Consider the following 14,489-nt stretch of genomic DNA (forward strand, 5'->3'; position numbering starts at 1 on the left):
GTGACGGGAATGGCACTTAAAGTGTTCGCGTGACGACTCCAGCCCAGCACGACCGCGACCAGGCGGCGGCGCGCGTGGACCGGCTCAAGCAGGACCTGGCGGGCCGGCTCGCCACGGCGCCGGAGCCCGGTGCCGAGGACCCCGGGCCGATGGACCGGCTCGTGGCGGCGGCCACCCGGCTGCTGGACGCCGAGACGGACCTCGACGAGGCCGTGCACCGGCTGGTGTCGGCGGAGCTCGGCGCCCGCCACGCGGCGACGCAGCGCGCGGTCGTGTTCTTCGCCGCCGGGCCGGTGCTCGCCGGGCTCGTCTCGGGCGCGCTCGTGCTGTTCGGCGTGCTGTCGCCGGGGTGGTTGCCGCTGCTGGTCCCGATGTTCGCGGCCGGGATGTGGGTCGGCTTCGCGCCGGTGCGGAAGGTGCCGGCGGTGCTGCGCGAGCGGACGCGGGCGGCGTGGGCGGGCACGCTGGCGGCGGTGTTCCTGGTGGGGGCGTTGCTGCCCTGGCCGTCGGCCACGGCGACGGTGGTGTGCACGGTGCTGGCCGTGCTCGGCACGGCGGCGGCGATCGCCTGGCTGGTGCGCGAAAGCCGGATCCCGTGACACGCGGCTACGCCACCTACGGCGACGACCCCGACTTCGAGGCGGAGTACGCGGACTACCCCGAGCCCGCCGACGACACCCGCCGGGACCTCGACGAGCTGTTCGCGGCGGTCGACGGGCTGCGCACCGCCGTCCAGGACGCCGACAACCGCGACGCCGGCCTGCGCCAGGAGGTCACGGCCCTCGCCGACCGCCTCGGCCCCGGCGCGTCGCAAGAGCACCGCGTCGACCAGCTCAGCCGTCAGCTCGAACGGCTGCAGCAGCAGGTCCAGGCCCTGGAACGCGCGGTACGCGTGTCGGACGGGGTGCCCCGTGCCGACCTCGACGACGTCGGCGCGGAGACGCGGGCCCTGGCGTCGCAGGCCGCGCGCTGGGACGACCTGCACAAGGAGCTGGTGACGAAGGAGCAGCGCGCCCGGCACGAGCAGGAGATCGCCCGGCTGGACTCGGTGCGCGCGGCGCAGGCCCAGTGCGACGCGGACCTGCTGGAGGTCATCCGCCGCCTCGCGACGACGGACCACGGTTCCCGCGCCCGCGGCGACGCCGAGTCGTCGCTGCGGGCGCTGAGCACCCGGCGCCGCACCCTGCTGGACGACGAGATCCCGGCGGCGTCCGACGCCGCGGACCAGGCCCGGCTGGCGTTGCGCGAGGCGGACGCGGTGGACGCCCGGGTGCTGCCCCAGTTGGAGCGGGCGGAGCGAGCGTGGCACGACCTGCAGGTCCGCCTGCGGACCCGGATCACGGACGCGATCGGCTCGAACGCCCTGCTGCCGACGTGGTTCAGCCACGCTCTGGGGGTGGCCCCACCGTCGGGAACATCAGGCGACGCCTGGATCCGCACGGCGGCTTCGGTGCTGGCGTACCGGGTGACGTTCGGGATCAAGGACCAGGCGCTGCCGCTCGGGCCCCCGGCGACGGAGGGGGCGGACACGACGGAACGGCGCTGGACCTGGCGGGCCCGGCTGGAGTCCGATTTGGACGATCTGTCGCTGTAGCTCATGCGAGCACGGATGATCGCAGGCTCTCGTCGTCGCCCAGCTGCCGATACCGCGCGCGGGCCCGTTCGAGGCACTGGGTGGCGATCGCAGTGTTGCCGTCGCGGTGGTGCACGGTGGCCAGCGTGCGTTCCGCGTCCGCGAGACGGGCGGTGTCGCCCAGTTCTCTGGCCCGGTCCCGGCTCTCGTGCAGGAGCGCGATCGCGTCGGCGAACCGGCTGAGGCCGGCGGTGGCGACGCCCAGCCGGCGGAGCTGATCGGCGATCCCGGGCGGGTCGCCGAGCTCCTCACGGGTGCGCAGGCTCTGCTCGTGGAGGTCGATCGCGCCGGCGAGGTCGCCCGTGCCGCGCCGGTGCTCGGCGAGCTTCGCCAGTGATTCGGCGAAGCCGGCGAAGTCGAAGAGCCGTCGGTTGAGCTCGCGTTGTTCGGCGAAGGCACGCTCCGCGCGCTCGAAGTCGCCCAGTTCGTGTGCGACGTCGGCGCATTCTCCGAAGTTGGAGGCCGCGCACCAGGGGTCTTCGAGTTCCTGCGATCTGGCGAAACTCTCGTCGAGCAGCTCCACGGCTTTCGTGCGGTCGAGCCCGGCGTGTGCACGGGCGAGTTCGGCGAACGCGAGCGCGGTCTCGCGCCGGTCACCGCCGGCGAGTTCGAGCTCCAGCCGGGTCTTCCCGGCGGCGACGGCTTGCCGGAGGCCGCCGGCTCGAAGGTGCGTCTTGCCCAGCGCGGCGAGGATGGCGCTCTGCAGGGGATCGCCGTTGCGGGCGCAGAGCGTGGCGGCTGCTGTGAAGGCCCACCGTGCCTGGTCGTGCCGGCCTCGTTCGTGGTCGATCTTGCCGAGCAGCCGCAGGAACCGGACCCGGTCGATGTCACTGTCGACTGAGCCGGCGACGACCAGCCCGTGTCGTGCGTCTACTGCGGCTTCGGCGAAGCGGCGCAGGTCGATGAGGGTGGACACCACCTGGCCGCGGAGCGACCCGGCGTTGGTGAAGTCCCCGATGGCGGTCGCGTGGTCGAGACATGCCCGGAGTAGGTCAAGAGCTTCGGTGGAGCGACCTTCGTCGACCTTCGCCTCGGCGGCGACGCGTCGCACGTAGAGTTCCAGCCTTCTGTCCCCGACTTCCTCCAGGCTGGCCAGGGAGTGCTCGAAGCATCTTCCGGCTTCCTCGAAGCGGTACTGGTTCGCATAGCTCCTTGCCAGCGTGATCAGTCCTTCCACCGCCGGGTTCGGGAACGCGGTCGAAGAGCCGAGGAGAAACTCGAAAAACGGACGCACTCTCGCGAAATCTCGGCGAGCCACGTGCTCTCCGGCGATCATGGCGGCTACCTGCGTGACGCCGTACCGGGTTCCCGCCTGTTCGCGCAGCTGAAGCGCGCGTTCCAAACAGGTCAGGGTGTCTTCGAAGCGCCCCGATGCTCGATGGGCATCGGCGATGTGGACCAGACACCAGCCGCGGCGGTAAGAATCTGTACCCATCTCCGATCGGATGGTCAACGACCGCTCGAAAGCGAGAATGGCGTCCTGATAGTTGCCGATTTCGGCGTGTGTGTCACCGAGTGTGTCCAAGGCGTTGCAGGTGGCTCCGGGGTTGCCCTGCTGGGTACACAGCTCCAAAAGGCTTTGCGAGCAAATCACGGCATCGGCGTAGCGTCCTGAATCCCGGTACAGTGAAACTAGCCGTGAGAGTGCAGTCTCGCGCAGATTACCGTGGTTCACCGTCAGCTTCTCGTATTCTTCGAGGTAGTCAGCCGCCTTGGCGAATTGGCCTTGTTCAGCATGTGCGAGCCCGAGCGACTCAAGGGCCCAGCCTTCGACCTCGACGCGGAGACCGCGTGCCGCTTCTCGTTGTTCGCGCAGAAGTGCAACGGCCTGTTCGTGGTTTCCGGTGAATGAGTAGAACACTCCGCGGGAGACCAGTGCCTGGATCGTGAGTTTGGGGTCGCCGAGAGCGCGGGCGACCGCCGTACGTCGAGTGAGGTATTTTTCGCAGGCCGCGTAGTCGCCCTCTGCCCGTGCAGCTCGAATCAGTTCGCGCAGGACGGACAGTTCTTCGTGAGGCGCTCCCGCATCCGCCAGTGTCCGGAGGGCGGCTCGGTGTGCTTCGTGCGCCAGCGCGGCTGCGCCGTACTGGCCGAGGATGCTGCCGAGTAGGCTGGTTGTTCTGGCCACACTGGTCGGATCCTCGAACACGTTGTAGATGGCCAGTGCCTGGTCGAGGCAATCTAGCGCGTCTGTAACGTGGCTGCGGTTGCGATCGGCTTGGGCGCGACGGACGAGTGCGTCCGCCTCGAACCACGAGTCGCCGAGGTACCGCCAGATCTCCAGGGCCTGTCGCAGACTGTCGGCCGTTTCGTCGAAAAGAAGCTGATAGTCCTGGATCTCGGAGAGAAGCAGGAGACCGCACGCTTCGGCACGGCGATCTCCGAGCTGCCGGGTCACGGCCAGCGCGGCCAGCGCCGTCTCCTGCGCGAGCTGCATCCTGCCGCTCTCCCGGTGAGCGTCGGCGAGGTGTCTCAGCGCGGCTGCCTGGTCGCTGGGATCAAGCTGCGCCACGAGGCTTTGGAGGTCTCCGGCGCTGTGCTCGTCACCGGCATAGGACACCGCCTTGGCCAGGTGCAGCTGGATGCGGACCAGTGGATCGCCGAGCGCGGCCGTAAGTGTCCGTTCCCAGTCGTCGAAGTTGCGGCGTTGCCGGAAAAACGGCGACATGAGGCAAGCCAGCTCGGGTTCGTCCCCCTCGACGATCGCGGCGACCAGGTTGCCCTCTTCCAGCTCCAGCCAGCACATCGCGTCGCTGGAGTTGCGGAAGTGCCGCTCGGCGGCCAGGCCGGGGTCGAGCCACGAGGTGGCCGCCGCGACGCGGTCGCGGAACCACACCAGGGTTCGCCGGGCCGCCGCGAAATCCTTCTCGCCCGCATGGCGCTTGGCGTACAGGCGCAGGAGGTCGTGGAGTCGGTACCGGCCCGGCACGTACTGGTCCGCCAGGTTCGCGCGGGTGAGCTCGTCGATCAGCTTCCTGGCTTCGGGCGCCGAAACGTCGGCCAGCACCTGCACGGCCTCGAAGCCGACGTCCGGGCCGGGCTGCGTGCCGAGACGGCGGAACAGCGAAGCCGCTCCGGGGGTGAGTGATCGGTACGACCAGGAGAACACCGATTCCAGGTTCGCGTGGGGATCGCCCGCGTCCAGCGCCGCGAGCCGGTCGTCTTCGACGCGGAGCTCGGCGGCCAGGGTCCGGAGCGACAGGCCCGGGTCCGCCGCCGCGCGTGCGGCCGTGATCGCCAATGCCAGCGGGAAACCCGCGCACGACCGGAGCAGCGAAGCGATCGCCTCCGGCTCGGCCGCGACCCGCTCGGGGCCTAGCCGGCGCGCCAGGAGCGAGCGCGCCTCGGCGGGGGTCAGCACGTCGAGGTTGATCAGGCGCGCGCCGTTCAGGGCGACCAGCCCGGTGAGCCGGTTGCGGCTCGTCACGAGCACGGCGCACGTCGGGCTGCCCGGCAGCAGCGGCCGGACCTGGGCGACGTCCCGCGCGTTGTCCAGCAGGACGAGCATCCGCCGGTCGGCCAGGATGCTCCGGTACAGCGCCGACTGGGCCTCCTGGTCCGCGGGGACGGCCTCCGTCGGGACCCGGAGCGCCGCGAGGAACCCCCGAAGTGCCTCGGCTGGTGCCGCGGGTTCCGCCGTGGGTTCGAAACCACGCAGGTTGACGTACAGCTGCCCGTCCGGAAAGCGGTCCGCCGCCTGGTGGGACCAGCGCACCGCGAGCGTCGTCTTTCCGATGCCGGCGGCGCCGTCGATCGCGGAGATCACCACCGCTTCCGCACGGCTGTCGCCGGTCAGCAGCCGGTCCAGCTCGCCGAGCTGTGCGGAACGCCCGGCGAACCCGTCGGTGAGGACCGGGAGCTGCCGCGGGGTCGGGAGTTCGGGACGCGAGGTGGTGTGCAGGTGCACCCCGCCCTCGATCGAGCCCGCCTGCACGACGTTCCCGGCCGAGCCCGGCACGCTGTTGTGGACCGGCACCATTCCTCCCAACCGGCACGCCTGCCGGACAAGGACAGTGTGCCTGCCCACCCCACGTTTCACCGAGGGCTCACGCATTCACCCGAATGGCTGATCTTGGAAAGCCCCGCCGCATTCTTGGAACACCGGTGGACGCCGACGCGACTGTGCGGGCATGGCGCAGCACGGGAAGAACATCGTCAACGGCGGCAACTCCGGGAGTGTGGTCCAAACGCACTCCGTCCGCGGCGATCTGCACGTGGGGGACGTCCACCACCACCTGCACGCCGGACCGGATCGGAGCGCGGCGGGCATGCGGGCCCTGGGACGTAAGGACTACGACTCCGCCGTTGCGGATCTCGGCGAAGCCGTGCGGGGTCCGGACGTTTCTCCTGAGCTCTACTTTTCCCTCGCACTGGCGCTTCTGCGCGGCAACCGGCCGCACAGGGTCCGGTCCAACCGTGATCTGGCGGCCGTCCGGGCGCACCTTCAGCGCGTCGAAGATCTGCCGCACGCCCGGTTGCTCCTGCTCCTGACCGACGAGGACCGGGCGAGGGGCTGGGAAGGCGGTGGCGACGTTCCCGATCGGGTACATCGGCTGGCCATCACCGCGGATCCGGCGCGCGTCCGGGAAATACTCGACCACGTCCGAGCCCCGGAAAACCGGGTGTGGCGGATTCTCGCGGCGAACCAGGGACTGGCGGACTGAATGACGACGTCGGATCTCGAAGAAGACCGCCGGGAAGTCGTCGATCGCTATTTCGCCCGGGTGCCGGACGACAGCGAGAAGTCGCAGGTCCTGATGCACATCCTCGGTGGCATCGGGGTCGTCGTGGCCGGGGTGCTCCTGGGAGCCACGCTGTCATGGTTGGTCGGGGTCACCGTGCTCCTGCTCGGGCTCGGCCTGTTCTTCCGCGGTGTCCGCCGGTACGAGACCTTCCGCGAAGCCTGTGAGCTGGCGCTGCCCAAGGCACGGGACGTCGTCATCGACCACATCCGGGAGCGCGAGCTGAGCAAGGTCGAGGAGCGCGCGCTGCACCGCCTGGACCTGACGGCCGAAGACCTCGAACTTGACTCGGTGCCCCGAGACCCGCTGGCGGAACCGACGCTCGACGGCCGGTCCGCGCGCCGTCCGCTGATCGTCACCGGCCCGGTTCCCACGTCCAGGGCGATGATCGGCCGGGACGGCGTGTGGCGGTTCTCCCAGTACGCCGTTCTCGTGATCTGTCCGACCGACTACCACCTGGGCCTGTACCGGTGCGTGATCGACCTGAGGGTGGCCGGGCTGTTCCAGGAGGAGACCCACGAGTACCACTACACGGACGTCGTCGCCGTCTCCACCGCGGTGCAAGGGGGTCCGCGCATCGTCGCGCAGTCGGCAGAAGCCGAGGACAGCACTCTCCGGTTCGACAGCCCGCTGTTGCACGAGTTCCAGCTGGTCGTCTCCAGCGGCGACCGAAGCAGGATCGTCGTCGGCATCTCCGACGAACGGAACCCCGACCAGCGCGCCCGGCTGCCGGTGACGGACATCGACTTGGTGCTCGTCGCGGTCCGCGCCATGCTTCGCGACAAGAAGGCGGCCTGACCGCCGTCAGACCGCGGCCGGGCGGCGCAACGCCTGGCGCCGCAAGCGGTTGAACAGCTTCGGGTTGTTCAACGCGAACACCCCGACCGTCACCCCGTCACGCTGATACGTCGCCACGAAGGACTCGTCCGCGGGGCCGCCCTCCACGAAGGTGACGGCATCGTCCGGGCGGGGATGGCCGGCCAGCTGCACCGTCCCCTCGTACTGGTCCGACCAGACGTACCCGCTCGGGACGTACGTGCGCTCGGTTCGCCCGGCCAGCAGGTTGCCCACCGCGACCGGGGCCTGCTCCGACGCGTTCGTCCAGTGCTCGTGGCGGCGGCCCACGCCGTCGGCGTGGTACCGCGCGACGTCGCCGAGGGCCACCACCTGGGGCAGCTCCGTCACCAGGCCCGCGTCCGTGTGGACGCCGTTGCCGACGGTCAGGCCGGACCCTTCCAGCCAGTCCGTCGCCGGGGTCATGCCGACGCCCACCACCACGACGTCGGCCGGGACCAGCGAGCCGTCGGCCAGGTGGACGCCGGACTCGGACAGGCCCGAGACGGCGACCCCGCAGCGCAGGTCCGTGCCGTGGTCGGCGTGCAGCCGGGCGCACACCGCGGCCAGCTCCGGGCCCAGCACCGGGGCCAGCGGCGCGCTCGAAGCTTCCAGGACGACGACGTCGAGACCCAGCGAACGGCACGTCGACGCCACCTCGGCGCCGATGAACCCGGCCCCCACGATCGCCACGCGGACCCCCGGGACCAACGAGGCTCGCAGCGCCACCGCGTCGTCGACCGTCCGCAGCGTGTGGGCGCGCTCGAAGCCCGGCAGCGTGCGCGCGCGGCCGCCGGTGGCGATGACGACGCCGTCCGCGTGCACCGAGCTGCCGTCCGAGAGATGGACCCGGCGAGAGGCGGGGTCCAGGGACGTCGCGCGGACGCCCAGGCGGAAGTCCAGGGCCAGCGACGCGAGGTCGCCGGCGTCGAGCAGCTCCAGTGCGGCGCGGGACGTCGTCCCGGCCAGGAAACCCTTGGACAGCGGTGGCCGGTCGTAGGGCAGGTGCGCCTCGTCGCCGATCAGCACCACGCCGCCGTCGAAGCCCTGCGCGCGCAGCTCCTGCGCGGCGCGGACCCCGGCCAGCGAGGCGCCGACGACCGCGACGCGCTTCACGCGGCGTCCTCGCGGGCCACACCCTCGACGTGGATGACGCCGTCGTCGACCAGCACGGTGTATGTCCGCACCGGTTCCTTCGCGGGCAGGCAGCTCGGCACGCCCGTGCGCAGGTCGAACAGCGCCGCGTGCAGCGGGCACTCGACGAAGCAGCCCTCGAGCCAGCCGTCGGCCAGCGAGGCGTCCTGGTGGGTGCACGTGTCGTCGATGGCGTACAGCTCGCCGTCCTCGGTGTGGAACACCGCGATGGCGGGAGTCCCGGGGATCCGGACGGACTCACCCGGTGGTAGCTCGTCGACGGTGCATGCGCGAATCATGACGCCTCCGCTAACTGTTGCGCATTGAGGAACATCGACTGTGATCCGCAACAAAGTCTGAGTGCCGTGCCAGGCGTCGTCAAGGGGGTACGCCCCGGTAGTTTTTGTTACCGGGTAACGGAGAATCCGGGCACCACGATGCGCCCGTACCGGGGATGGCGGCACGGGCGCACAGAGGTCCGGGGCTAGCGGGCGGCGGCTTCCCCGTGGCGGTAGAACGCCTGCTTGAGCGGGGCCAGCGGGGTGTTGCCGAGGATCAGGTCCGCGGCCTTTTCCGCGGTCATCATCACCGGCGCGTAGATGTTGCCGTTGGGGATGTAGGGCATGACCGACGCGTCGACGACGCGCAGGCCCTCGGTGCCGTGCACCCGCATCGTCTGCGGGTCGACGACGGAACCCTCGTCCACGCCCATCTTGGCCGTGCACGACGGGTGCAACGCCGTCTCGGCGTCCTTGGCGACCCAGTCGAGGATCTCCTCGTCGGTCTCGACCGACGGCCCGGGCGAGATCTCCCCGCCGTTGTACCGGTCCATCGCGGACTGGTTGAGGATCTTTCGCGCCACCCGCACGGCTTCGACCCATTCGCGGCGGTCGTTTTCGGTGGACAGGTAGTTGAACTTGATCGCCGGGTGCTGCCGCGGGTCGGTCGAGGTGAGCTTCACCGAGCCGCGGGTGTCGGCGTACATCGGGCCGACGTGCACCTGGTAGCCGTGGCCTTCCGTGGGCGCCGAACCGTCGTAGCGGATCGCCACCGGCAGGAAGTGGAACATCAGGTTGGGGTACTTCACCTCGTCGTTCGACCGGACGAACCCGCCGCCCTCGAAGTGGTTGGTCGCGGCCGGCCCGGACCGCAGGAACAGCCACTGCGCGCCGATGGCGGGCCGCTTCCACTTCGCCAGCGACGGCTGCATCGACACCGGTTCCTTGCAGGCGTACTGGATGTACACCTCCAGGTGGTCCTGCAGGTTCTCGCCGACGCCCGGCAGGTCCTTCACGACGTCGATGCCGAGCTTCTCCAGGTCGGCCGCGTTGCCGACGCCGGACAGCTGCAGCAGCTGCGGGCTGTTGATCGCCCCGCCGCAGAGGATGATCTCCTTGCCGTAGACCTCACCCGGCACGCCCCGGCCCTCGGCGTACTCGACGCCGATCGCGCGGGTGCCGTCGAAGAGGATCTGCGACACGAACGCGTGCGTCTTCACCGTGAGGTTGGGCCGGTGCTCGACCGGGTGCAGGTAGGCTCCGGCCGCGGACAGCCGGCGTCCTTTCCGGACGTTGCGGTCGAACGCCGCGAAGCCTTCTTGCCGGTAGCCGTTGACGTCGTCGGTGCGCGGGTAACCCGCTTCCTCGGCGGCGTCGAAGAAGGCTTGGAACAACGGGTTCGACGCCGGGCCGCGCTCCAGTTCGAGCGGCCCGTCGTGGCCGCGCCACTGCCCGTCCGGCGCGTCCGCGAGGCAGTTTTCCATGCGCTGGAAGTACGGCAGGCAGTGCGCGTAGTCCCATGTGGACATACCGGGGTCGCCGGCCCAGCGTTCGTAGTCCATCGGGTTGCCGCGCTGGAAGATCATCCCGTTGATGCTCGACGAGCCGCCGAGCACCTTGCCGCGGGCGTGGTAGATGCGGCGCCGGTTCATGTGCGGCTCGGGCTCGCTGCGGTAGCCCCAGTCGTAGAACTTCGACCCGATCGGGAACGTCAGCGCCGCCGGCATGTGGATGAAGACGTCCCACTTGTAGTCGGACCGGCCGGCCTCCAGCACCAGCACCTTGTTGTTCGGGTCCGCGGACAGCCGGTTCGCCAGCGCGCAGCCCGCCGAGCCACCGCCGACGATGACGAAGTCGTAGGTATCGGAACTCATGGATCCTCCTCAGCCGGGCAGCGTGTCCGGGGCGTCGTCGGGCATGTGCTCGGGGCTCGTGTGCGACGAACCCCAGGTGCCGCGCCGGATGTAGAGCATGATCCCACCGATGATCACGATCAGCCCGGTGACGATCACCGCGCCCCACTGGAAGTACCAGTGGTCGTCGCCGTAGACCTCGGCGCGCGGCCAGATCAGGTTGATCGTCATCCCGGCGCCGTAGACGACGGCGACCGCGTTCACCAGCGTGCCCCAGCGGCCGAGCTTGAAGTACGGCCCGTGGTCCGGGCGCGGCCAGCCGCGGCGCAGGCGGCGGATCAGCATCGGGCCGGTGACCATCAGGTAGGGGATGTAGAACAGGATGATCGCGGTCGAGGTCAGGATGAAGAACGCCCGCTGGTTGCCCAGGTTGATCAGCAGTACCACGATCGTGAGGCCGCCGGTCAGCAGCGCCGGCACGACCGGCGTCTTCGACCGCGGCGACACCTTGGACATCGCCTTGCTGAACGGCAGCCGCCCGTCGCGCGACATCGCCCACGTCATCCGGATCGCCGCGGTCTGCACGGCCAGGCAGCACACGGTGATCGCGATCGCCGAGCAGATCAGGAAGGCGTCACCCAGGCCCTCGCCGAGGGTGCTCTTCAGCAGGTACGGCATGCCGGACGTGCTCAGCTCCTTGGCGTTGAGGTCGCCGACGGCCATCATGCCGACCAGCATCATCAGCCCGCCGACGATGAACGCGGCGGTGATCGCCCGCAGGATCGCGCGCGGCGCGTGCCGCCGCGGCTGCGTCGTCTCCTCGGCCAGCGAGCCCGCGGTGTCGAAGCCGTAGAAGACGTACGCGCTCATGAGCGACGCCACCAGGAAGGCCCCGAGGTACCCGAACGTGTGACCGTCACCGGTGCCGTGGGTGTCGAAGACGATGCCGGGGCCGCGCTTGATGTGGATGGCCAGCGCGATCACCAGCAGTACGCTCGCGCCGAGCTCCACCGCGACACCGAAGTTGTTGATCTTCGCCATCAGCCTGACGCCGATGATGTTCACGACCGTGGCGAACACGACCAGGATGAGCGCCAGGATGATGGCGTTCTGCGCGCCGCCCGGGGTCGAGGTCAGGCCGGCGTCGGCGTCGCTGCCGACGATCTGGAACGCGGTCGACACCTGCGGCAGGATGATCTGGTAGGCCACCGCGACGGCCGCGGCCGTGACGATCGCGCCGATGATCATGATCCAGCCGGCCAGCCAGGACGTCGCCGGTTTCGCGATCTGCTTCGCCCACTGGTACACCGAACCGGCGAGCGGGAACTGCCCGGCGAGCTCGGCGAAGCACAGCGCGACGCAGAGCTGGCCGACGAAGACGAGCGGCCACGTCCAGATGAACGCCGGCCCGCCCGAGCCGAAGCCGAAGAAGAAGAGCTGGAACACGCCGGTCAGGATCGAGATGTAGCTGAACCCGGCGGCGAAGCTGGAGAAGGAGCCCAGGGAGCGTTCGAGCTCCTGGCGGTAGCCGAACTTCTCCAGTTCGGAGCTGTCGTCCGGGGCAGGCCCCCCGCCCGCCGGCTTTTCCTGAGTGGTCATCGTCTGTCCTCACGTGGTGGGGGTGGGGGAGTGTGCTCAGCCCTTGAACCAGTGCTGCGGAACGGGATCGATGTTCTGGTAGACGTGCTTGCTCTCCTGGTACTCCGCCAGCCCGGACGGTCCGAGCTCGCGGCCGATGCCGGACCGGCCGAACCCGCCCCACTCCGCCTGCGGCAGGTAGGGGTGGTAGTCGTTGATCCACACGGTGCCGTGGCGCAGGGCCCCGGCGACCCGCTGGGCGCGGGACGCGTCCGACGTCCACACGGCTCCGGCGAGCCCGTACTCGGTGTCGTTGGCCAGCGCGATCGCGTCGGCCTCTTCGGCGAAGCGTTCGACGGTGACGACCGGGCCGAAGACCTCTTCCCGGACCACCGCCATGTCCCTGGTGCAACCGGAGAACACGGTCGGCCGCAGGAAGAAACCGCTTTCGTACTGCGCGCCTTCGGGCCGTTTGCCGCCGGCCCGGAGCGTCGCGCCCTCTTGGAGAGCGCTTTCGATGTACCCCTCGACCTTGGCGCGGTGCTGCGCCGAGACGAGCGGGCCCGTCTCGGTCTCGGGATCGAGGCCGTTGCCGACGCGGATCGCCTCGGCGCGCGCGGCGAGGTCCGCCACGAACCGGTCATGGATGCCATCCTGGACGATCAGGCGCGCGCCCGCCGAGCAGACCTGTCCCGAATGGACGAACGCGGCCATCAGCGCGTAGTCGAGGGCGGTGTCGTAGTCGGCGTCGTCGAAGACCACGTTCGGGTTCTTGCCGCCGAGCTCGAGGGCGACCCGGCGGACGCCCTTCGCGGCGGCCGTCATGATCTTCTCGCCGGTCGCGTAGCCGCCGGTGAAGGAGACCAGGTCGACGGCCGGGTGCTCGACCATGGCCGCGCCGACCGACCCGGCGCCGAGCAGGAGGTTGACCACTCCCGGCGGCGTCCCGGCCTCTTCGAGCAGGGCGACCAGCTTGATCGTGGTGAGCGGCGTGACCTCGCTCGGCTTCAGCACGACCGTGTTGCCCGCGGCCAGCGCCGGGGCGACCTTCCAGGACATCTGCAGCAGCGGGTAGTTCCACGGCGCGATCAGGGCGCAGACGCCGACCGGCTCGTGGACGATCCGGCTGACGACGGTCGCGCTGCCCGCGTCGACGATCCGCCCGGCGTCCTTGCCGGCCAGGTCGGCGTAGTAGCGGAAGACGTTCGTCACGTCGTCGATGTCGATCCGGCCCTCGCCCAGCGTCTTGCCGGTGTCGAGGCTCTCGGTGCGGGCCAGCTCCTCGCGGTCGCGGACCAGCAGGTCGGCGACGCGTCGCAGCAGTTCGCCGCGCTCGGTGGCGGTCGTCTTCCGCCACGGGCCGTCGTCGAAGGCCTTTTCGGCCGCTCTGACGGCGGCGTCGACTTCCTCGCGGCCGGCTTCGGCGACCCTTTCGATCACCTCGCCGGTGGCGGGGTTCAGCACGTCGGAGGCGGTGCCTCCGGACGCGTCCGTCCAGATCCCGTCGATGTGCAGGTCTTTCATGGCGGCCCCTTCCGGACTCGGTAGTGGCTGCTCGGCGCGTTGAGTGCGTACATTTGTACGCGAGACGTGTACAGATGTCCACAAGGAGGGTTTCGGCAGCGATGACGAAGAGCGAATCCGCGGGGACCCGGCGTCGTGGCCCCAACGATCCCGACCGGCGTGCGCGGATCGCCAAGGCGGCGATCGAGGTGGTCGCGCAGCGGGGCATCGACGGGCTCACGCACCGCGCGGTCGCCGCGAAGGCCGACGTCCCGCTGGGCTCGACGACCTACCACTTCGCGACGCTGGACGACCTGCTGGAAGTGGCGCTGCACGAGGCGGCGGAGAAGAACGTCTACGCGCTGAAGGAGTGGGAGGCCGCCCTCCCACCGGACGCCGACTTCGCCGCGGCGCTGGCCGACCTGGTCATGGGGTACATCAACGAGCAGTACCGGGACACGGTCGTCGAGTACGACCTGTACGTCGCGGCCCTGCACCGGCCGCCGCTCCGCAAGGCGAGCGCGGCCTGGGACGACGCCCTGACCGAGCTCTACGGCCTCCGCACCGACCCGCTCACCGGCCGTCTCCTGGCCGGCCTGTTCTGCGGTCTCCTGATGCAGGCGGCCCTGGCCGACCCCCGCCCGACCCGCGAGGAGATCGAAACCCTCTTCCGCCGCGCCATCCACGGCCCCGCTGTCTGACCCAGCCGGACGACACGCGTACCTGGCCGGACGACACGCGTACCTGCCCGGACGACACGCGTACCTGGATGGACGACACGGCCTCGGCCGGTGTGTCGTCCATCTGCGTGCGCGTGTCGTCCGGCTGAGTACGCGTGTCGTCCGGAGTGGGGCGGGAGTCTTGGTGGGCGTTGAAAAACTTGGGTTGACATCGTTGGCTGGCGGCAGTCACTCTGTTCCGGAGTGAGCAACAA

The 14,489-nt window shown here is 70.1% G+C and carries 11 protein-coding genes; 5 read left to right on the forward strand and 6 right to left on the reverse strand.

What is annotated here, in order from left to right; all coding sequences use genetic code 11:
• The first annotated feature begins 29 nt into the window (after positions 1-29).
• Positions 30-599, forward strand: a complete 570-nt coding sequence (locus ACGFMK_RS07310; protein ID WP_392759252.1) for a hypothetical protein — start codon at positions 30-32, stop codon at positions 597-599.
• Positions 596-1,594 carry a hypothetical protein gene (locus tag ACGFMK_RS07315; protein ID WP_392759253.1) on the forward strand — a complete coding sequence of 333 codons (999 nt, stop codon included), beginning with the start codon at positions 596-598 and terminating at the stop codon, positions 1,592-1,594. Before ACGFMK_RS07310 ends, ACGFMK_RS07315 begins: the two co-directional genes overlap by 4 nt.
• 1 nt (position 1,595) lies before the next feature.
• On the opposite strand, the gene ACGFMK_RS07320 is transcribed toward ACGFMK_RS07315, so the two are convergent.
• Positions 1,596-5,612: a tetratricopeptide repeat protein gene (locus tag ACGFMK_RS07320; protein ID WP_392759254.1), complete on the reverse strand. Its 4,017-nt coding sequence runs from the start codon at positions 5,610-5,612 to the stop codon at positions 1,596-1,598.
• Positions 5,613-5,763: 151 nt separating this feature from the next.
• Between ACGFMK_RS07320 and ACGFMK_RS07325 the strand changes: the two genes are divergently transcribed.
• A complete protein-coding gene (locus ACGFMK_RS07325) occupies positions 5,764-6,297 on the forward strand; it encodes a hypothetical protein (RefSeq protein ID WP_392759256.1) in 534 nt (177 codons plus the stop codon).
• Complete coding sequence (locus ACGFMK_RS07330; protein WP_392759258.1) at positions 6,298-7,173, forward strand: hypothetical protein; 876 nt, start codon at positions 6,298-6,300, stop codon at positions 7,171-7,173.
• A 6-nt stretch (positions 7,174-7,179) separates the two neighbouring features.
• Here the strand turns inward: ACGFMK_RS07330 and ACGFMK_RS07335 are convergent, their stop codons facing one another.
• From ACGFMK_RS07335 to ACGFMK_RS07355, 5 genes are all read right to left on the reverse strand, one after another.
• Positions 7,180-8,325 (reverse strand): NAD(P)/FAD-dependent oxidoreductase, encoded by a 1,146-nt coding sequence (locus ACGFMK_RS07335; protein ID WP_392759259.1) that lies wholly within the window; start codon positions 8,323-8,325, stop codon positions 7,180-7,182.
• Positions 8,322-8,642, reverse strand: a complete 321-nt coding sequence (locus ACGFMK_RS07340) for a bifunctional 3-phenylpropionate/cinnamic acid dioxygenase ferredoxin subunit (RefSeq protein WP_392759261.1) — start codon at positions 8,640-8,642, stop codon at positions 8,322-8,324. Before ACGFMK_RS07340 ends, ACGFMK_RS07335 begins: the two co-directional genes overlap by 4 nt.
• Before the next feature lie 185 nt (positions 8,643-8,827).
• Positions 8,828-10,495: a choline dehydrogenase gene (betA, locus tag ACGFMK_RS07345; protein ID WP_392759263.1), complete on the reverse strand. Its 1,668-nt coding sequence runs from the start codon at positions 10,493-10,495 to the stop codon at positions 8,828-8,830.
• Between the two features lie 9 nt (positions 10,496-10,504).
• Entirely contained in the window at positions 10,505-12,073 is a 1,569-nt protein-coding gene (locus ACGFMK_RS07350) for an amino acid permease (protein WP_392759265.1), read from the reverse strand.
• Between the two features lie 36 nt (positions 12,074-12,109).
• The gene (locus tag ACGFMK_RS07355) at positions 12,110-13,576 is read right to left on the reverse strand and encodes an aldehyde dehydrogenase family protein (RefSeq protein ID WP_392759267.1); all 1,467 of its coding nucleotides are present in this window, start codon (positions 13,574-13,576) and stop codon (positions 12,110-12,112) included.
• Between the two features lie 101 nt (positions 13,577-13,677).
• Here ACGFMK_RS07355 and ACGFMK_RS07360 point away from each other — a divergent pair, with 101 nt between their 5' ends.
• A complete protein-coding gene (locus tag ACGFMK_RS07360) occupies positions 13,678-14,256 on the forward strand; it encodes a TetR/AcrR family transcriptional regulator (RefSeq protein ID WP_392759269.1) in 579 nt (192 codons plus the stop codon).
• Positions 14,257-14,489: the final 233 nt, after the last annotated feature.

The sequence above is a fragment of the Amycolatopsis sp. NPDC049252 genome (genome assembly GCF_043197175.1).
GTDB lineage: Bacteria > Actinomycetota > Actinomycetes > Mycobacteriales > Pseudonocardiaceae > Amycolatopsis.